This is a genomic window from Pseudomonas sp. GD04158 (genome assembly GCF_029834875.1).
Classification (GTDB): domain Bacteria; phylum Pseudomonadota; class Gammaproteobacteria; order Pseudomonadales; family Pseudomonadaceae; genus Aquipseudomonas; species Aquipseudomonas hydrolytica.
In genome coordinates, this window is sequence record NZ_JAODYT010000019.1 from 12,561 (window position 1) to 30,444 (window position 17,884).

Here is a 17,884-nt window from a genome sequence, read left to right on the forward strand (position 1 = left end):
GCACATGTTTAACCCGGCCAATGAAACCCATTTCAGCCTGACCATCGAAGGCGTCGAGCACGATCTGCAGGTGCTCGAATTCAACGGCCGTGAGGCCATCAGCCAGCCCTATCGCTTCGACGTCGAGCTGATCAGCGAACGCCCGGATCTCGATCTGGCCAGCCTGCTGCACCAGCGCGCCTTCCTCGCCTTCAGCCCCAATGGCGACGGCATCCACGGCCTGATCCACCGGGTCGAACAGGGCGAGTCCGGCAAACGCCTGACCCGCTATTGCCTGGCCATCGTGCCGCAGCTCGCCTACCTGGCGCACCGCACCAACCAGCGCATCTTCCAGCACCTGACGGTGCCGCAGATCATCGCTCAGGTACTGGAAGAACATGGCATCGTGGAGGGCCGCTATCAGTTCCAGCTAGGCCCCAGCGTCTACCCGCAGCGCGAGTACTGCGTGCAGTACGACGAGAGCGACCTGCACTTCGTCCAGCGCCTGTGCGAGGAAGAAGGCATCCACTACCACTTCCAGCACAGCGCAAGCGGCCATGTGCTGACCTTCGGCGACGACCAGACCGCCTTCGCCAAGCTCGGCCAGCCCACGCCCTATATCCAGGACAGCGGCATGACCGCCGACGATCCGGTGATCAAGCGCCTGGCCCTGCGCCTGGAAACCCGCACCCGCAGCACCACCCGCCGCGACTACGATTTCGAGCAGCCGCGCCTGCTGCTGGAGGCGGCCTACCAGGGCGAGCAGGCCGGCGAGAACGACGGCCTGCCCGATCTGGAAGACTACGACTACCCCGGCCGCTACACCGACCGCACCCGCGGCAAGCACCTGGCCAAGCGCGCCCTGGAACGCCACCGCGCCGACTACCAGCAACTGCAGGGCCAGAGCGACCAGCCGCGGCTGGTCACCGGGCATCTGCTGGAAATCTCCGAACACCCGCGCCGCGAATGGAACGACCTCTGGCTGCTCACCGAAGTGCTGCACGAAGGCAAGCAACCGCAGGTGCTGGAGGAGTCGATCACGAGCGATCTGACACGACGCAGATCGGCCCCCTCGCCCCTTCGGGGAGAGGGCTGGGGAGAGGGGGAAAAGGACGACGCCGACTTCACCCAAGGCTACCGCAACCGCTTCCTCGCAACGCCCTGGGACGTACCCTACCGCCCGCAACTCGCTCACCCCAAACCCCGCGTCCTCGGCAGCCAGAGCGCCGTGGTCACGGGCCCTGCCGGCGAGGAAATCCACTGCGACGAATATGGTCGAGTAAAGGTGCAATTCTTCTGGGACCGGGAAGGCCAGGCCGACGAGAAAACCAGCTGCTGGTTGCGCGTCAGCTCCAGCTGGGCCGGCGATCGCTACGGCGCCATCACCATCCCGCGCATCGGCATGGAAGTGCTGGTCACCTTCCTTGAAGGCGACCCCGACCAGCCCCTGGTCACCGGCTGCCTGTACCACGCCGAACACGTCGTGCCCTACGACCTGCCGACGAACAAGACCCGCAGCGTGTTCAAGACCCTGAGCAGCCCCGGTGGTGGCGGCTACAACGAACTGCGCATCGAGGACCGCAAGGGCGCCGAGCAGATATACGTCCACGCCCAGCGCGACTGGGACGAAAACATCGAGCACGACCAGAAGATCCGCGTCGGCAACGAACGCCACGACACCGTGGAGAAGAACAGCTACACCGAACTGCTGGCCGAGGAACACCTCACCGTCACCGCCGACCGCAAGGTCGAGGTCAAACCCCAGGATCACCTGACGGTGGCCACCGACCAGCACATCAAACTGGGCACCGCACAACTGACCAAGGCAGGCCGTGAGATCCACCTCAAGGCCGGGCAGAAAATGGTCATCGAAGCCGGCATCGAACTGACCATCAAGGCCGGCGGCAGCTTCATCAAACTCGACCCCGGCGGCATCACCATCTCCGGCCCGCTGGCCAGGATCAACGCAGGGGGTTTGCCAGGCAAGGGCTCGGGGCTCAAGATCAAGCCGCCCGTGCTGCCGGGTATGGCCGATAGCGACAAGGCGGGGAGTTTGTTGGAGCAGGCCGTCAGCAACTGTGTGGACAAGCCACAGAAAGCCGTGTGTGAAGAGTGTCTGCTTCGTGCGCAAAGTAAAGCCCAAGCGCTAGTCGCACGTTGAGAGGCACCGGAACACTATGAAATCCTTGGCTCACACTTGGCTGAATCTGCTCCGCGAGCATGCGGAGCAAGAACGTTTGCAGTATTTCGATCTGCTGGTCGATGCCAGCAATCTGCACTACCCGCTGCTTTCACATCTCGATGAACTTGAGCAGCCCCCGGAAATTGCCATGCTTCTGGAAGGCACACCAGAAGGGGCCATCGCGGCCAAAGGGCCTCTACTGTTGCGAGTAGGAGTCGATCAGCTCGAACAACACTGGCTCGAAGAATTGCTGGCCAGCAAGAATGCACACCAGCATCTTCTGGCACTACTCAGTCCTTGGCCCTTCACCCAGCTTGCCAGCCACCTAAGCCACTGCACTCAGGTCGAGTGGAACGATGGCCGGAGCAGTGGCCTGCTGCGTTTCTATGATCCGCGCATGCTGGTTCCCACCAGTGAAGCGCTGGATCCGCACCAGATATGGTTCCACGCCCCGGTCATCGCCTGGCACTGGCAGGATCGTGACCGGCAGCCTCGTAGCCTGCCAGGCAACCTCTTGGGCTCAACGGAATTGCCGTCGCCGCTGCCGGTCTTGCGGCTGACGAAGGCGCAGATGGCCAGCCTGCTGGCCTGGAGTGCGGCGGAAGACTATCGGCGCAGTTGGGGTGTGCAGCCGCAGGACTACGGCATGGGTCAACAGGAACCGTTAATGCGCCACCTGATGCATGGGCAGTTGGCAGCGAATCGCGAAGGGCTGCACGACCTCGACCAGCGTGACGCCTTTATCCGCGTCTGGCTGGCCAAGAACTCCTCAGTCGCGCCGCCTGAAGAGTCCGTAGAGGTGTGGGCATGATCAACAGAGTTTTGCCCTGCCTTCTAGCGATCTCATTGCTGAGCGGTTGCATGTCCAGGGAAAGCGAAATGCTCGGTGCTCCTGTCGAGGGTTATAACCATACCTCTGTCGCTATCAACCGCTTCACGGTCAACGGTGCTGGGGGGCCCAATCTAGGCCCTTATGGTGGTGGCGGTGGACAAGTCTGCTGTGGCTCGGTGCCTCGTTATTGGCGGCCAGGATTGAGGGCCATTGTGGAGTGGGAAAAAGATCCAAATCCTGGTGCCTCTGTTGGATGGCCACCTCATGGCACGGATGGATGGAGAGAGGCATATAAGAAACACGCGGCCAATTACACCCACCACCGGGTAGTGGTGGAGATTCCTCAGTACCAGGAAGCCGGGACATTGAAAGTGCATTTTCTCCCCTGCGATCAGGTGAGGGTCTCGGCGGACAATATTTTCTACGGGATCCCCGGCTACCCCTACAACTTTCCCCGCAAGATGGAGGATACGGAATGTCCCGCCCTTTGAGCTTGTCGCTTATTCGCAATCCTATAAGTCGATATCAGTTCGCTGGTTTGTCGCTAGCGCTATTACTGATCAGCGGCTGCATGGCCAAGGAGTCCGAAATGCTCGGTGCTCCTGTCGAGGGCTATAACCATACGTCCGCTGCCATCAACCGCTTTACCGTCAACGGTGCTGGGGGCCCCAATCTAGGCCCTTATAGCGGTGGCGGTGGACAAGTCTGCTGTGGCTCGGTGCCTCGTTATTGGCGGCCTGGGTTAAGAGCCATTGTGGAGTGGGAGAAAGATCCAAATCCCCGAGGATATGGCAGCTGGCCGGAGCGACCATACTCCGACGCCTGGAACAAACGTATGGAGAAACACCGCAGTCATTACACCCGTCACCGGGTGGTGGTGGAAATCCCTCAATATCAGGAAGCTGGAACTTTGAAAGTGCACTTTCTCCCTTGCGATCAGGTGAGAGTGTCAGCGGACAATATTTTCTACGGGGTTTCCGGCTACCCCTATAACTTTCCCCGCAAGATGGAGGATACGGAATGTCCCAAACCTTGAGCCCACCGCCCGCTAGGGCCTTAAAGGCGCGCCCGTTTGAACGCACAGGTCTGCCAATTAATTCGGCAGAGGTCGCCACAAATATCCGAAGCCAGAGCCGCGACGAAAAACGGGCCTGGAGCAAGGCAGTCAAGGATGCTGCGAAGCAAGGCGACGAAACGCCTGAACCTTGCTGTAAAACTCTATATATCAGCTTGTGTTTCGACGGTACCAATAATCACGAGCCTTCGGACTCTATTGCCGACCCAATTTGTACGAGCAATGTGGCGCGTCTTTACCATGCAAGTATCGAGCAAACGGGAAAAGGTTTTTTTCGATATTACAGTCCTGGGGTCGGCACTGTTTTTGAGGAGATCAAAGAGTACTTGCCTAGTCAGCTAGGCCTGATCGGCGCTAGTGGGGGCGAAGATCGCATCAATTGGGGGCTTACTCGATTAATCGCAGCGCTCAAGGAAACCCTCAAGGGGGCAGGACAGGAGCCGCTTTCTATTGCTCAGACCCAAGCCTTGGTCGAAGCCATGGGCACTAACTGGGCAGCCTCCGTGCTAAGCGGAGGCCAATTGGAGAATGGCGCACACAAACGCAAGGCCGCGATACAGCCCTACGAGGACGAACTGGCCAGTTTGCTGGAACAACGGCGAAGCGCTGGCGAGAAACCGGAAATCCTGGCCTTGCGTCTTTATGTCTATGGTTTTTCCCGCGGCGCCGCTCAGGCCCGCACTTTCGCTAACTGGCTGATGGAGCTGACGCGCCGGCAAAATGGTGAGACCAGCGAATACCGTTTCGCGGGGCTGCCTATTTCCATCGAGTTCCTTGGCCTGTTCGATACAGTGGCCGCAGTGGGGTTGGCCGATAGCGTACCTTTCGCTGCCGGTCATATGGATTGGGCCAGCGGTACCATGCGTCTGCCGGACGAAAGCCAGGTGCAAGCCTGCATGCCAACCGGCCTGCCTGAAGATTGCCTTTTTCTCAAACGCTGCGTGCATTTGGTTTCCGCTCATGAGCAGCGCGCCAGCTTCCCGCTGGACTCCATTCGCCGCCGAGAAAAAAACGCCGATGGAAAACGTGACGACAAACGAGCGTCCGCCTATCGCAAGGACACTTGGGAATACGTCTATCCAGGCATGCACTCCGACGTAGGTGGTGGTTACCCACCTGGCGATCAGGGCAAGGCCTGTGGTGGCCAAGGCGAGCTGTTGTCACAGATCCCTTTGCACCACATGTACCGATCGGCCTTCGCCGCAGGCGCACCGTTACAGGTTCCCGAAACCGTTGCAGAGGGCCTCGAAGACTGGCGAAAAATGGATCCTGAGACATTCGGCGAGTTTGCTGTAGGTGACGCACTCACAACCCGCTTCAATGCCTGGCAGCAACAGGCTGAAGAAGAGCCGCTTGAGGATATGATCAAGCGAGAACTGGCCCTGATCACAGCCTGGCGTATCGACCGCTATGCCGGCGGCATCGACAAGCAGGGCTTCTACAGCCATGTGAAAGGCCAGGATATGAGTGATGAGCAACAGGATGCCCTGAAACGCCTGCATGCCCAGAAACTGGCGGAAAACAAAGCGGCCGCGCAGGGCAAGGAACCACCTGTGCTCAGTGCCCGCGAGCAACGACAGCGCGAGGCGGATCTTGAGTTGGTCGGGGGTACTGATGCTTATGCGCGTATCAATACCAACAAGACATTCGAGCCGGCCCTGGATGATCGGCAATTGCGCCGTGCCGCCGCTGAGTTCAAGCGTGACTACGACCGTAACTGGGGCGTTCTCGAGGATACATTCGCATGGGGTGGTGTAATCAATCTGTTGCTCGGTGGCACTGTCTACCTAATCAACGAAGAAGATGAAGCTCAGGAGTATGCCGAGCTTTACCAGAATGGCAGGCAGCGCCATGGCAAGCTATTTACTATGCCGGGTGTTATCGCCAATGGGCAGCAGGATCTGGTCGCGCTTTTTGATGATCATGTGCACGATTCACGTGCCTGGTTTATGAACTCTTCTTTTTTTGGCGAGCGCGAGCTTTTTACCGACTATTTCCGCTACCGCCTGGTCCATTTCGACAATGAATCGAACAAGCGTCTGTCGGTATTGATGAATGCTGGACGCGTTGTTGGGATGGGTATCGCTTTGAGCAGCATCGGGCTATCGATCAAAAAGCGAAACCCTCGCTATTTGCTAGGCCTATTCTTGCCGTCCCTGGCGACTCCTGTCTTAACCGGCCGCCCAGGGTTGCCTGCTTTCCCGGAAATCAGCGCATACGACCCTTTGACCGGCATCGCCCTGCCAATGATGGAGGGTATGGAGGCCGTACGTGCTTTTACTCGAAATCCAGGCGACGTGGTGGCCCTGCTCAATACCATGCCACCGCCTGTACCGCTCACCGAAAGAACCGCCAACACCCCGGAGTTGCAAACCATCTTTAAAGCCGCCGAAGCGGCGAAGGCGGTGAAAGCAGCCAATGACTCCGGCGATATGAGCGGTCTGCTGGGGCAGGCCATGGACCTCATGGATAAAGGAGATCCCAAGCCAGGGCTGCAGTCTCCGGGCTGGCTGGATCAGGCCAAAGGGATGGCCAAGGAGTTCGCCGGTTAGGAGCAAAGGCGGCGGAGCATCATTGCTCCGCTGCTTTTGGTTTGCAGGTTTCCGCTTCTACCGTTTCCAGCGCGCCCCTCAACACTTCCACCTCCTTGCACATCTTCTGTTCCACCAATCGCCCATCCTCCAACTCAACCACGGCAGTGCCCCCGGGCGGGATTGATTCCACAGAAAAAGGGGACGGACTCAACGAGAACCGTCCCCCTTTCTGCTCGTCAGTGCAAAGGCCGGTCGCGCGACCGGCCTTTGTGTGCCCGCCGGCTCCGTTCAGCGATGCTGACGATCGATACGGAACAAACTGGTGGTGCCGCTGACTTCGTTGCCTACCACCAGCAGCGGCACGCCGATCGGGCTGTGTTCGGCTTCGATCACCATCAGCCCCTCGGGGCCCAGATCGCCCGCGGTGGCGCTGCCTGGAGTCGCGGCGAAGTCGCGATTGTTGAAGTACTGCACGAACTGCGGCGCCTGCGGCTGGCTGATGTCATAGACCATCACTCCACCGATGCGCTCCAGGCCGATGAAGGCGTAGGTCTTGCCCCACAGCTTGGCCAGGGTCACGCCCTCCGGCTCCGGGCCCTTGTTGTCGCTGCGGTTGTCGAAGCTGTTGCTGGCGTGGTCGGAGTTGAAGAACTGCGGATTGGCCGCGGCGGTGATGCGCTCGAAGTCGGCGCCGCTGTCGTAGACCTGGGTGAGGTCTTCGCTCCAGATCGAAAAGGAACGTCCACCAAAGGCGTGGATGGCTTCGTAGTGGCCGCTGGCCGGGTTGTAGCCGCTGGCAGTGGAAACGGTCAGGCGGCCAAGGTTGGCGTTCTGCTTGAGGCTGGCGGCATCCGGGAAGTGCAGCGGGCTGAGCGGGTAGTTGGCGCTGCCCAGGCGCACCTCTTCGCTGAATCCGGGGTAGTCGCGCGCGTCGCCCTCGTTGGCGGTGACCAGGTAGGTGCGCCCGCGGTACTGGTAGCTGGCGATGGCGTCGGGTTGGTACATGCCCAGCACCGGCCAGTTACGGATATTGATCTGGTTGTCGCGGTCGCTGGCGTCCAGTTCGTTGCCGGCCAGGCTGTGGTCCTTGAAGCCGAGCCCGTGGATGGCCTTGAACTGGCCGCGCTTGATATCCAGCACGGCCACCGCGTTGTTTTCCTGCAGGGTCACCCAGGCGGTTTTGGAGTCGTGGGCGACGCTGATGTACTCCGGTTCCAGGTCCCGGGCGACACTGGCATTGGGGCCGAAGATGCGTACCGACGGGTCCAGGTCGGCGCGGGAGAAGGCGCGGAAGTCAGCGGTACGGACCTGGGCCTGGGTCAGTTTGGTGATGTCCTTCGGCAGGTCGACGATGCTCACCGAGCCTTCCGGATCGGTCAGGTAGTCGTCGCTCGGCTCGCCTTCGTTGGCCACCAGCAGGTGTTTGCCGTCCGGAGTGAAGACGAGCATGTCCGGCAGGGCACCGACCTGCACCGAGGCCAGTACCTGGCCGTCGCGATTGAGGAACACGGCGCGACCGGGCTCGGTTCTCACCCGGTTTTCCACCGCTGCGGCGATCAACCCGTCGCGCACCGCGACGCTGTTCACCGCTCCGCCATGGGCAGACAGGTCGAGGTTGAACAGTAGCGTGGGCCGGCTCGGCTCGCGTATATCCAGCACGTCGATCAGGCCGCTGGCGGCGTTGACCACGAACAGCCGCTGGCTGGCCGGGTCATGAGCGACGATCTCCGCTGCCGACTGGCCGAACAGGCCGCTGCTGTAACTGCCGAGCGGCGTCAGCTGGATGGTTTTGGGCGAGGCGGCGGCGTGGGCCAGGCCGCAGGCGAGCAGGCCGGCGGCGAGAACTGACTTGTGCATGGAAGGCTCCCTTGCTGGTTGGAGGGAGCAGGATGGGACAGGCGCATGTCGGCAAAATGACCGAGTGATGGCAGTTGCATGGCGAATCGACGACGCGCAACGGAGGCCGAGCCGCATGGGAGGCGGTGACAGTCAGGCGGCCCGCTGCGCGGTTTACGGTACGGGCTCCAGAGCGATCAGTAGAGGTCTTCGTCGGTCACCAGGCGGACTTCGCCGGCGTCCATGGCGTAGGCGGCGTCGGCCAGGTCGTTGCTGATCTGTTCCACCTTCAGCGTGCCGCTCACCCACAGCGGGGCGTAGATGTCCTCGAGCGGGATGCCCTTGGGGTAGCGCACCAGCACCAGCTGGTTGGGCGGCGGTGGCGGGACATGAATGCAGGCACCCGGGTAGGGCACCAGGAAGAACAGGGTGCTGTTGCCCTTCTCGTCGTTCTCCAGCGGCACCGGGTAGCCGCCCAGGCGAATGGCCTGGCCATCGAGCTCGGGCACGGTCTTGGTCGAGTACATCACCGCCGGCAGATCCTGATCCTGCTGGCGCAGGCCGCCTTCGCTGTAAAAGGTGCTGTCACCCTCCGGGCTGTCGTGGCTGATTTCGGGCATCTCCTCGAGGGCCTTGCGGTCCTCGGGCGGCATCAGGTCGAGCCAGTCGGTTTCCGGCAGTTCGGCGTGGGCCAGGCCGGTGCACAGCAGCAGGGCGAGAAGCAGGTGGTGCATGGTGTGTGGTATCTCGTGACGGCGGGAGACGATCGGGGCCGGCGCGTCGGCGCCCGGAAGGTGCTGACGGACCGGCTCCGCAAGAGGGCTCAGCCTTTCTTGATCGCGCCGTAGATTACCAGCAGAACGACGGCGCCGATCACCGCACCGATGAAACCGGCGGCTTCCCCGGCTTCATAGATGCCCAGCGCCTGGCCGCCGTAGGTGGCGGCGATGGAGCCGCCGATGCCGAGCAGGATGGTCATGATCCAGCCCATGCTGTCATCGCCGGGTTTGAGGAAGCGAGCGACGAGGCCGACGATCAGACCGATGAAAATGGTGCCGATAATACCCATTGGCGTATCTCCTGGATGAAGCCGCGCAGGCGGCAGACGCTGCATGGGACAGGCAGGGGTGGCCGTCAGTTCGCCTCATCCGGTGGCAGCACGCCATAGCGTCGGTAGATCAGGGCGACTTCTCCCTCGTCGCGCATGCGCTCGAGCTCGCCGGCCAGACGGTCGTAGAGTTCCCGGCGGTCGCTGCGGTAGCGCTTGAGCGAGGCGCCGAAGTGATTGCCGAGCACCTGGCGGTGCGCGTAATGGGCATAGCTGAAGTCCTCAAAGCCCAGTGCGGTGAACTGCGCCTCCATCGGCATCATGTCCAGCACGGCAATGGTGTCGAGGCGTCCGGCGCGAAACATCGCGGCCAGCTGTGCATCGTCGCTGGCATAGGCCCTTGCCAGGCGCTCGTCGCTGTCGAACGGTTCGAAATAGACCGTGCCGCGTTTGACCCCTACCGAGAGACGGTGCAGATCCTCATAGCGTTTCAGCCCGGCTTCGCGCCCCGGATGGACGACGAAGCGGATGTTCAGCTGCTGGTTGCCGATGCTCGGCAGAAAGTGGATGTACTCGCGGCGCTGGTCGGTGAGCAGCACGCGCGGTACCAGATCGACGCGGCCCGAGCGCAGGTCGTCGAGGCTGCGCAGGAAGGGCGCCTGGCGCCAGTGCAGGCGCACGCCGATGCGCTGCGCGGCGGTTTCCAGCACGCTGATCAGCGGGCCGCTGGGGATGCCGTCGACTGCGCGCATTTCCGGCGGGCGTTCGCGGAAGTCGACCCGCAGAACCTCCTGCGCCCCGACGCAGGTCAGGGCAAAGAGCATGGGCAGGAAGGCAAGCAGGCGCTTCATGAATAGGCTCTTGGACGACGGCCGTCGTTCAGGAGTCTAGCTCTGAATCGCCCTTTCAGCCCTTGGCGATCAGGGCCTGAACCGCTGCGATGCCGGTATTCAGGGTGGCCCGATCGGCACTGCGCAGGGTGGCATGACCGACCTTGCGGCCGACCTTGAAGGCCTTGCCGTAGTGGTGCAGATGGCAGTCGGCGATGCTGATCACCTTGTCCACCGGCGGCACTTCGCCGATGAAATTGAGCATGGCGCTCTCGCCCAGCTTGGCGGTGGAGCCCAGCGGCAGGCCGGCGACGGCACGCAGATGGTTCTCGAACTGGCTGCACTCGGCGCCCTCGATGGTCCAGTGCCCGGAGTTGTGCACGCGCGGGGCGATCTCGTTGGCCTTGAGGCCACCGTCCACCTCGAAGAACTCGAAGGCCAGCACGCCGACGTAGTCGAGCTTGTCCAGCACGCGGCCGACATAGTCTTCGGCCAGCGCCTGCAGCGGATGATCGGTGCTGGCGATGGACAGGGCGAGGATGCCGCTGTCGTGGGTGTTGTGCACCAGCGGGTAGAAGCGGGTTTCACCGTCGCGGGCACGCACGGCGATCAGCGACACCTCGCCGCTGAAGGGTACGAAGCCTTCGAGGATGCACGGCACGCTGCCCAGCTCGGCGAAGGCGCCGGTGACGTCTTCCGGCTTGCGCAGGACCTTCTGGCCCTTGCCGTCGTAGCCCAGGGTGCGGGTCTTCATCACTGCCGGCAGACCGATGCTGGCCACCGCGGCATCGAGGTCGGTCTGCGACTGGATATCGGCGAACTCCGGAGTGGGAATGCCCAGTTCGCGGAACATGGACTTCTCGAACCAGCGGTCGCGGGCGATGCGCAGGGCTTCGGCGCTCGGGTAGACCGGCACGAACTGCGAGAGGAAGGCCACGGTTTCCGCCGGCACGCTCTCGAATTCGAAGGTGACCAGATCGACCTCGTCGGCCAGCTGGCGCAGGTGATCCTGATCGCCGTAGTCGGCGCGGATATGCTCGCCAAGCGCCTGGGCGCAGGCGTCCGGCGCCGGGTCGAGGAAGGCGAAGTTCATGCCCAGCGGCGTACCTGCCAGGGCCATCATGCGGCCCAGCTGGCCGCCACCGATCACACCGATTTTCATCGCATCATGCCTCGCGCGGGTCCGGGTTGCTCAGCACGGTATCGGTCTGCTCCTGGCGGAACTGCTTGAGCGCCGCGTGGAACTGCGGGTGCTGGTGACCGAGGATGCTGGCGGCGAGCAGGGCGGCGTTGACCGCGCCGGCCTTGCCGATGGCCAGGGTGGCGACCGGGATGCCGGCCGGCATCTGCACGATCGACAGCAGCGAGTCGACGCCCGAGAGCATGGACGACTGCACCGGCACGCCAAGCACCGGCAGGTGGGTCTTGGCCGCGCACATGCCCGGCAGGTGAGCGGCGCCACCGGCACCGGCGATGATCACCTGGATGCCGCGGGCTTCCGCCTCTTCGGCGTACTGGAACAGCAGGTCCGGGGTACGGTGGGCGGAGACCACCTTGACCTCGTGGGGAATGCCCAGCTTGTCCAGCATCTCGGCGGTGTGGCTAAGGGTGGACCAATCGGACTTGGAGCCCATGATCACGCCAACCAGTGCGCTCATCGTCGTGCCTCTTCTCTTGGGCGCCTCACGGCGCATCAAAAACCAACAAGCCACGCGGGCGGGCCAGCGTGGCTTGTCATGATTCGTTGGCCGGGTGCTGCCGGCCGAAGGCCGCGCAGTATAACGCAAAGCCGCCGTTGGCGGGCAGTGGCGACGACCGTTTGTCATGCAGGCCCCGGGCATGCGGCAAAACCGCCTAAACCTTGCTCTGGAGCAATGCCCGCGCAGGCTGCGCGCGCACACTGGGCAGACACTCGCATGCAGGAGGAACCGCGCATGAACCCGACCATGAAAGCCGCAGTGGTCCACGCCTTCGGCCAGCCGCTGCGTATCGAGGAGGTGAAAACCCCGCTACCCGGCCCGGGGCAGATTCTGGTGAAGATCGAGGCTTCCGGCGTCTGCCACACCGACCTGCACGCAGCCGAGGGCGACTGGCCGGTGAAGCCGAGCCTGCCGTTCATTCCCGGCCATGAAGGGGTGGGCTACGTGGCGGCGGTCGGCAGCGGCGTGACCCGGGTCAAGGAGGGCGACCGTGTCGGCGTGCCCTGGCTGTACAGCGCCTGTGGCTGCTGCGAGCATTGCCTGACCGGCTGGGAGACGCTCTGCGAGAGCCAGCAGAACACCGGCTACTCGATCAACGGCGGCTATGCCGAGTACGTGCTGGCTGACCCCAACTACGTCGGCATCCTGCCGAAGAACGTCGACTTCCTCGAGATCGCGCCGATCCTCTGTGCCGGGGTGACGGTGTACAAGGGCCTCAAGGAAACGAGGGCGCGGCCCGGCCAGTGGGTGGCCATCTCCGGTATCGGCGGCCTCGGTCACGTCGCCGTGCAGTACGCCCGCGCCATGGGCCTGCACGTGGTCGCGGTGGATGTCGACGACGCCAAGCTGGAGCTGGCGCGCAGGCTCGGCGCCAGCCTGACCATCAACGCACGCCAGGAAAATCCGGCCGAGGTGGTGCAACGCGAGATCGGCGGCGCCCACGGCGTGCTGGTCACCGCGGTGTCCAACGCCGCCTTCGGCCAGGCCATCGGCATGGCGCGTCGGCACGGTACGGTGGCCCTGGTCGGCCTGCCGCCGGGTGACTTCCCGACGCCGATCTTTGACGTGGTGCTCAAGGCCATCAGCATCACCGGCTCCATCGTCGGCACCCGCGCCGATCTGCAGGAAGCGCTGGACTTCGCCGGCGAAGGCCTGGTCAGGGCCACGGTGCACCGCGACAGGCTGGACAACATCAACGCCATCTTCGAGCAGATGCGCCAGGGGCAGATCGAGGGACGCATGGTGCTGCAGTTCTAGCGCGAGCCGTTTTCCTACAGATTCTGGTGCCGAGCGTCGCACAGACCGCAGTTCGGGCTGCGGTCTATACTGCTCACTTTTCATCCATACAAGGACGTATCGCCATGAAACAGTACGTTTCGCTCGTTGCCCTTTTTCTGCTCTCGCTGCAGGCCGCCGCCCTGGAGTTGGCCAGGCATCCTCAGGTGTTCGATGCCGGCCAGGGCGTCAGCCTGACCCTCGCCCCGACCGCCGACGGCAAGCAGGCCCTGGTGCAGGTCAAGGGCATCAACCATCCGCTCGACGAGGTGGTGTTCCTCACCCAGGTGCGCGAGCTGGGCAACGAGCAGCGCGACTACGGCATTCGCCTCGACGGTCGTGACTACAACCTGCTGAACAAGCGTCGTGCCTGGAGCGGCGAGAGTTTTCAGCTCAACCTGCCGGGCACCGAAGGCTTCGAGCTGGGTTACAACGAGACGAAGACCAAGGCCCTCAAGCAGAGCGAGCTGCTGGCGTTGTACAAGCGCCAGGAAAAGGCCGGCCTGCAGGCTCGCCTCGCTGCCTTCGATCGCAAGAAGCGGGTGCAGGACTACAGCGCACGCCTGCAGCAGATGGACCTCGAAGCGACCCAGGCCTGTGGCACGCCGCTGGCGACCAGGGTGGACTGGAGCGCTTTCAACGACGACCTGCTGATGAGCGTCAGCGTGCCGCATTTCTGCGGCGAAGTGGTCAGCCAGATGGCCAGCCTTTGCGGCCGCGCCGACAGCTACAAGAGCGAGGCCAGCACCATCAAGGGCGTCGAATGCCGATTCGGTGACAGCATGAAGCTGCGCGAGCACGATGGCCAACTCTCGTTCACCACCCTCAAGGACGAACCGAATCAGGGCGATTTCATCAACGCCATTTTGCGTAATCGCTGATTGCGTCGAGCGGGTGCGCTCCCCATCCCGCGGCATGTTTCTTGCGTTGCTATGCGCACCTGCGCACACGGAACGCATCATGCTGCATGCCCCGCTGACCACCCTGCACGTGGTTTCCCTGATCCTGCAACGCTTCGCCGACCAGCCCGAACTGCAGCCGCAACTGCTGGCCGGCAGCGGCATCGGTGCGGCCGAGCTGGAGTGCCCCGATGCTCGCATCACCCGGGTGCAGGAGCTGCAGGTCTGTGCCAACGCCCTGGCCCTGCGCGCCGACATGGGGCTGGAGCTGGGGCGCAGTCTGCATGTTTCCTCCTATGGGCTGCTTGGTTACGCCGCGCTCTCGGCTGCCACCTTTGGTGACGCCTGGCGCCTGCTGCTGCAGTACCCGGCGCTGCTCGGCACATACTTCCGCCTGGAGCTGCAGGTGGAGGGCGAGCTGGCCTGGATCTGCGCGGGTGGCTATCGCGATGCCGCGACACTGGAAGTGTTCAACGTGGAAATGTGCCTGGCCTCGCTGAAACTGATCGGTGACGAGCTGCTGGGCCAGCCGCTGGCGCTGGCGCGCGCCGAATTCAGCTATGCCGAGCCGCATTACGTCGAGCGCTATGCGCAGAGCTTTCCCTGTCCGCTGCGTTTCGCGGCGCGGCGCAATGCCTTCGCCTTTCCCGCGGCGCTGCTGGAGTGCCGCCTGCCGCTGGCCGACAGCGTCACCCATGGCGACATGGTGGAACGCTGTCGCCGCCTGAACGCCGAGTTCAGCAGCCGCCAGGCCTGGCTGGAACGGGTACGCCAGCTGCTCGCCGTGCAACTGGCCGAGCCGCCGGGGCTGGAAAATCTGGCGCAGCAGATGCACTGCTCACCGCGCACGCTGCGTCGCCACCTGCAGGAGCTGGGTACCAGCTACCAGGGCCTGCTCGACGAGCTGCGCTTCGAGCGCGCCAAGGCGCTGCTCAGCGAGGAGCAATGGCCGGTGTACCGCATCGCCGAGGTGCTCGGCTTCAGCGAGACCGCCAGCTTCCGCCATGCCTTCCAGCGCTGGAGCGGTGTACCGCCGAGCCGCTTTCGCGCTTGAGACGCCGAATGCCGGATTCATCCAAGCGTAGGGTGCGCCGTGCGCACCGCGGCTTTCCTGGATCTGGAGCATGCTTTTCGGTGCTGCGTTGCCAGGTGGTGCGCGCAGCGCACCCTACGGCATGCACCAGCGTTCGTTGCTTGAGACGACCGTAGAGCCGGAGCCCAGGCCCTGCCTCGGATTGCACTCGGGCGTAGGGTGCGCCGTGCGCACCGCGGTTTTCCCGGATCCGGAGCATGCCTTTCGGTGCTGCGTTGCCAGGCGGTGCGCGCAGCGCACCCTACGGGCCGGCGTTCGTGGCTTGCCGGCCCCGGTGGCCCTGACAAGAACCTCCGGCAATTTTTGGCCATTTCGATCCCCTTTTGGCCGTTGCCAGCGTTTCCGACGGCGCGGCGCGGGCGAACAATCCGGGCACGACAACAAGACCGGAGCCGCTTCGCATGCTCACCTACTACAGTGACGACCACCACCTGCACCACGGCAAATGCGAGCTGATCGACGGGCAGCTGATGCCCTGCTTCGAGAAGCCGCAGCGCGCCGACCATATCCTGCAACGGGTCAAGGATCGCCAGCTCGGCGAAATCCGCGCACCCAAGGATTTCGGCCTGGCGCCCATCGAGCGCATCCACAGCAAGGCCTACCTGGAATTCTTCAAGGGCGCCTGGGCGCGCTGGCAGGAGCAGGGCGGCAAGGGCGATCTGCTGCCGTTCACCTGGCCGGCGCGCACCCTGCGCACGATGATCCCCAACGACCTGCACGGCCAGCTCGGCTACTACAGTTTCGATGGCGGCGCGCCGATCACCGCCGGCACCTGGCAGGCCGCCTACAGCGCTGCCCAGGTCGCGCTCAGCGCCCAGCAGGAGATTGCCAACGGTGCCCACAGCGCCTTCGCCCTGTGCCGCCCGCCAGGCCACCATGCCGCCGGTGACCTGATGGGCGGCTACTGCTACCTGAACAACGCCGCCATTGCCGCCCAGGCGTTTCTCGACCAGGGCCGCAAAAAAGTCGCCATCCTCGATGTCGACTACCACCACGGCAACGGCACCCAGGACATCTTCTACCGGCGCAGCGACGTGCTGTTCGCCTCGATCCACGGCGACCCGGCCGAGGAGTTCCCGTTCTTCCTCGGTTACGCCGACGAACTGGGCGAGGGCGCCGGCGAGGGCTACAACTTCAACTACCCGTTGCCCATGGGCAGTTCCTGGGACACCTGGAACGCCGCGCTGGAACAGGCCTGCCAGCGCATCGCCGACTACGGCGCCGAGGTGCTGGTGGTGTCGCTGGGCGTGGACACCTACATGGAAGACCCGATCTCGCAGTTCAAGCTCGACAGCCCGGACTACCTGGCCATGGGCCGGCGTATCGCCGCACTAGGCCTGCCGACGCTGTTCATCATGGAAGGCGGCTACGCGGTGGAGGCCATCGGCGTCAACGCGGTCAACGTGCTGGAAGGCTTCGAGGGCGCCTGAATGGCGCCTCGTCAGCGATCAAGAACCTGCCAAACAAGAGCAACATTTCAGGGGTGAGAAACGATGAAAGCCATCAAACAGATGCTCGGCGTCGCCCTGTGCGGCGCCACCCTGCTCAGCGGCGCGGTGCAGGCCAAGGAGCTGCGCGTATACAACTGGGCCGACTACATCCTCCCGGAGGTGCCCAAGGACTTTCAGAAGGAGTCCGGCATCCGCATCACCTGGGACACCTTCGAGACCAACGAGGCGCTGGAAGCCAAGCTGCTCACCGGAAACTCCGGCTATGACCTGGTGATCCCCTCCAACCAGTTCCTCGAAACCCAGATCAAGGCCGGCGTGTTCGCCCCGCTGGACAAGTCCAAGCTGCCCAACTGGCAGAACCTCGACCCGGTACTGCTCGGCCTGCTGGAGAAGAACGACCCCGGCAACCAGTACGGCGTGCCCTACATGTACGGCACCGTGCTGATCGGCTACAACCCGGACAAGGTCAAGGCCGCGCTCGGCGACGATGCGCCGGTCAACAGCTGGGACCTGGTGTTCAAGCCCGAGTACATGGAGAAGCTGAAATCCTGCGGCGTGGCCATGCTCGACTCGCCCACCGAGATCATCCCCATCGCCCTGCACTACCTGGGCCTGGACCCCAACAGCAGCAATCCCGCCGACTACGACAAGGTCACCGAGCTGCTGCTCAAGGTACGCCCCTACGTGGCCTACTTTCATTCGGCCAAGTACATGACCGACATCGCCAACGGCGACATCTGCGTGGCCATCGGCTACTCCGGCAGCTTCTACCAGTTCGCCAACCGCGCCAAGGAAGCCGGCAACGGCGTGGTGATCAACTGGCGCCTGCCCAAGGAAGGCGCGCCGATCTGGTTCGACACCTGGGCCATCCCCAAGAGCGCGCAGAACGTCGATGAAGCCCATGCCTTCATCAACCACCTGCTCGAACCCAAGGTGATCGCGCCGATCAGCGATTTTCTCGGCTACCCCAACCCCAACGTGCCGGGCATGCAGCTGGTGGGCGCGGAGATCGCCGACGATGCCGACCTGACGCCGACGCCGGAGCTGCAGAAGTCGCTGTACGTGGTGCAGCCGCTGCCGCAGAAGATCGAGCGAGTGCGTACGCGCGCCTGGACATCGATCAAGTCGGGCAAGTGAGCGTCGGCCGGGC

Annotated in this window: 16 protein-coding genes; 10 read left to right on the forward strand and 6 right to left on the reverse strand. The window is 63.4% G+C overall.

The features are described from left to right. Window positions 1–4: 4 nt before the first annotated feature. The 5 genes from tssI to N7333_RS09895 all read left to right on the forward strand — a co-directional run bounded on the left by tssI (window position 5) and on the right by N7333_RS09895 (window position 6,620). A complete protein-coding gene (gene tssI, locus N7333_RS09875) occupies window positions 5–2,140 on the forward strand; it encodes a type VI secretion system tip protein TssI/VgrG (RefSeq protein WP_129483205.1) in 2,136 nt (711 codons plus the stop codon). 16 nt (window positions 2,141–2,156) lie between these two features. Further along, a complete protein-coding gene (locus N7333_RS09880) occupies window positions 2,157–2,972 on the forward strand; it encodes a DUF4123 domain-containing protein (RefSeq protein WP_129483206.1) in 816 nt (271 codons plus the stop codon). Further along, entirely contained in the window at window positions 2,969–3,484 is a 516-nt protein-coding gene (locus N7333_RS09885) for a DUF3304 domain-containing protein (RefSeq protein ID WP_129483207.1), read from the forward strand. The genes N7333_RS09880 and N7333_RS09885 overlap by 4 nt, the downstream gene beginning before the upstream one ends. Before the next feature lie 80 nt (window positions 3,485–3,564). Continuing rightward, window positions 3,565–4,029, forward strand: coding sequence for a DUF3304 domain-containing protein (locus tag N7333_RS09890; protein ID WP_252576805.1), 465 nt, complete (start codon window positions 3,565–3,567; stop codon window positions 4,027–4,029). Further along, window positions 4,014–6,620 carry a DUF2235 domain-containing protein gene (locus tag N7333_RS09895; protein ID WP_129483209.1) on the forward strand — a complete coding sequence of 869 codons (2,607 nt, stop codon included), beginning with the start codon at window positions 4,014–4,016 and terminating at the stop codon, window positions 6,618–6,620. Before N7333_RS09890 ends, N7333_RS09895 begins: the two co-directional genes overlap by 16 nt. Before the next feature lie 270 nt (window positions 6,621–6,890). Here N7333_RS09895 and N7333_RS09900 read toward each other — a convergent pair whose 3' ends face one another. From N7333_RS09900 to purE, 6 genes are all read right to left on the reverse strand, one after another. Continuing rightward, on the reverse strand, window positions 6,891–8,459 hold the full coding sequence (locus N7333_RS09900; protein ID WP_129483210.1) for a choice-of-anchor I family protein: 1,569 nt from the start codon (window positions 8,457–8,459) through the stop codon (window positions 6,891–6,893). Window positions 8,460–8,635: 176 nt separating this feature from the next. Further along, entirely contained in the window at window positions 8,636–9,172 is a 537-nt protein-coding gene (locus N7333_RS09905) for a DUF3299 domain-containing protein (protein WP_129483211.1), read from the reverse strand. Window positions 9,173–9,261: 89 nt separating this feature from the next. Then, window positions 9,262–9,507 carry a GlsB/YeaQ/YmgE family stress response membrane protein gene (locus tag N7333_RS09910; protein ID WP_003242102.1) on the reverse strand — a complete coding sequence of 82 codons (246 nt, stop codon included), beginning with the start codon at window positions 9,505–9,507 and terminating at the stop codon, window positions 9,262–9,264. A 65-nt stretch (window positions 9,508–9,572) separates the two neighbouring features. Then, window positions 9,573–10,337, reverse strand: a complete 765-nt coding sequence (locus N7333_RS09915; protein ID WP_129483212.1) for a transporter substrate-binding domain-containing protein — start codon at window positions 10,335–10,337, stop codon at window positions 9,573–9,575. Between the two features lie 55 nt (window positions 10,338–10,392). Then, complete coding sequence (locus N7333_RS09920; RefSeq protein WP_129483213.1) at window positions 10,393–11,478, reverse strand: 5-(carboxyamino)imidazole ribonucleotide synthase; 1,086 nt, start codon at window positions 11,476–11,478, stop codon at window positions 10,393–10,395. A 4-nt stretch (window positions 11,479–11,482) separates the two neighbouring features. Next, window positions 11,483–11,974 carry a 5-(carboxyamino)imidazole ribonucleotide mutase gene (purE, locus tag N7333_RS09925; RefSeq protein ID WP_003242109.1) on the reverse strand — a complete coding sequence of 164 codons (492 nt, stop codon included), beginning with the start codon at window positions 11,972–11,974 and terminating at the stop codon, window positions 11,483–11,485. A gap of 276 nt (window positions 11,975–12,250) precedes the next feature. Here purE and adhP point away from each other — a divergent pair, with 276 nt between their 5' ends. The 5 genes from adhP (at window position 12,251) to N7333_RS09950 (ending at window position 17,871) form a co-directional block, all read left to right on the forward strand. Then, a complete protein-coding gene (gene adhP / locus N7333_RS09930) occupies window positions 12,251–13,273 on the forward strand; it encodes an alcohol dehydrogenase AdhP (RefSeq protein WP_129483214.1) in 1,023 nt (340 codons plus the stop codon). A 104-nt stretch (window positions 13,274–13,377) separates the two neighbouring features. Next, on the forward strand, window positions 13,378–14,172 hold the full coding sequence (locus N7333_RS09935; protein ID WP_129483215.1) for a hypothetical protein: 795 nt from the start codon (window positions 13,378–13,380) through the stop codon (window positions 14,170–14,172). 79 nt (window positions 14,173–14,251) lie between these two features. Further along, window positions 14,252–15,244, forward strand: a complete 993-nt coding sequence (locus tag N7333_RS09940; RefSeq protein ID WP_129483216.1) for an AraC family transcriptional regulator — start codon at window positions 14,252–14,254, stop codon at window positions 15,242–15,244. A gap of 440 nt (window positions 15,245–15,684) precedes the next feature. Further along, on the forward strand, window positions 15,685–16,713 hold the full coding sequence (locus tag N7333_RS09945) for a histone deacetylase family protein (RefSeq protein WP_129483217.1): 1,029 nt from the start codon (window positions 15,685–15,687) through the stop codon (window positions 16,711–16,713). A 63-nt stretch (window positions 16,714–16,776) separates the two neighbouring features. Beyond that, window positions 16,777–17,871 (forward strand): polyamine ABC transporter substrate-binding protein, encoded by a 1,095-nt coding sequence (locus N7333_RS09950; RefSeq protein ID WP_129483218.1) that lies wholly within the window; start codon window positions 16,777–16,779, stop codon window positions 17,869–17,871. The last annotated feature ends 13 nt before the right edge of the window (window positions 17,872–17,884 follow it).

Coding starts and splice junctions, on each gene's coding strand:
- N7333_RS09900 (WP_129483210.1), bottom strand. CDS start 8,459: ATGCACAAGTCAGTTCTCGCCGCCGGCCTGCTCGCCTGCGGCCTGGCC.
- N7333_RS09940 (WP_129483216.1), top strand. CDS start 14,252: ATGCTGCATGCCCCGCTGACCACCCTGCACGTGGTTTCCCTGATCCTG.
- N7333_RS09895 (WP_129483209.1), top strand. CDS start 4,014: ATGTCCCAAACCTTGAGCCCACCGCCCGCTAGGGCCTTAAAGGCGCGC.
- adhP (WP_129483214.1), top strand. CDS start 12,251: ATGAACCCGACCATGAAAGCCGCAGTGGTCCACGCCTTCGGCCAGCCG.
- N7333_RS09915 (WP_129483212.1), bottom strand. CDS start 10,337: ATGAAGCGCCTGCTTGCCTTCCTGCCCATGCTCTTTGCCCTGACCTGC.
- N7333_RS09910 (WP_003242102.1), bottom strand. CDS start 9,507: ATGGGTATTATCGGCACCATTTTCATCGGTCTGATCGTCGGCCTCGTC.
- N7333_RS09885 (WP_129483207.1), top strand. CDS start 2,969: ATGATCAACAGAGTTTTGCCCTGCCTTCTAGCGATCTCATTGCTGAGC.
- N7333_RS09890 (WP_252576805.1), top strand. CDS start 3,565: ATGGCCAAGGAGTCCGAAATGCTCGGTGCTCCTGTCGAGGGCTATAAC.
- N7333_RS09950 (WP_129483218.1), top strand. CDS start 16,777: ATGAAAGCCATCAAACAGATGCTCGGCGTCGCCCTGTGCGGCGCCACC.
- N7333_RS09905 (WP_129483211.1), bottom strand. CDS start 9,172: ATGCACCACCTGCTTCTCGCCCTGCTGCTGTGCACCGGCCTGGCCCAC.
- N7333_RS09920 (WP_129483213.1), bottom strand. CDS start 11,478: ATGAAAATCGGTGTGATCGGTGGCGGCCAGCTGGGCCGCATGATGGCC.
- N7333_RS09880 (WP_129483206.1), top strand. CDS start 2,157: ATGAAATCCTTGGCTCACACTTGGCTGAATCTGCTCCGCGAGCATGCG.
- purE (WP_003242109.1), bottom strand. CDS start 11,974: ATGAGCGCACTGGTTGGCGTGATCATGGGCTCCAAGTCCGATTGGTCC.
- tssI (WP_129483205.1), top strand. CDS start 5: ATGTTTAACCCGGCCAATGAAACCCATTTCAGCCTGACCATCGAAGGC.
- N7333_RS09935 (WP_129483215.1), top strand. CDS start 13,378: ATGAAACAGTACGTTTCGCTCGTTGCCCTTTTTCTGCTCTCGCTGCAG.
- N7333_RS09945 (WP_129483217.1), top strand. CDS start 15,685: ATGCTCACCTACTACAGTGACGACCACCACCTGCACCACGGCAAATGC.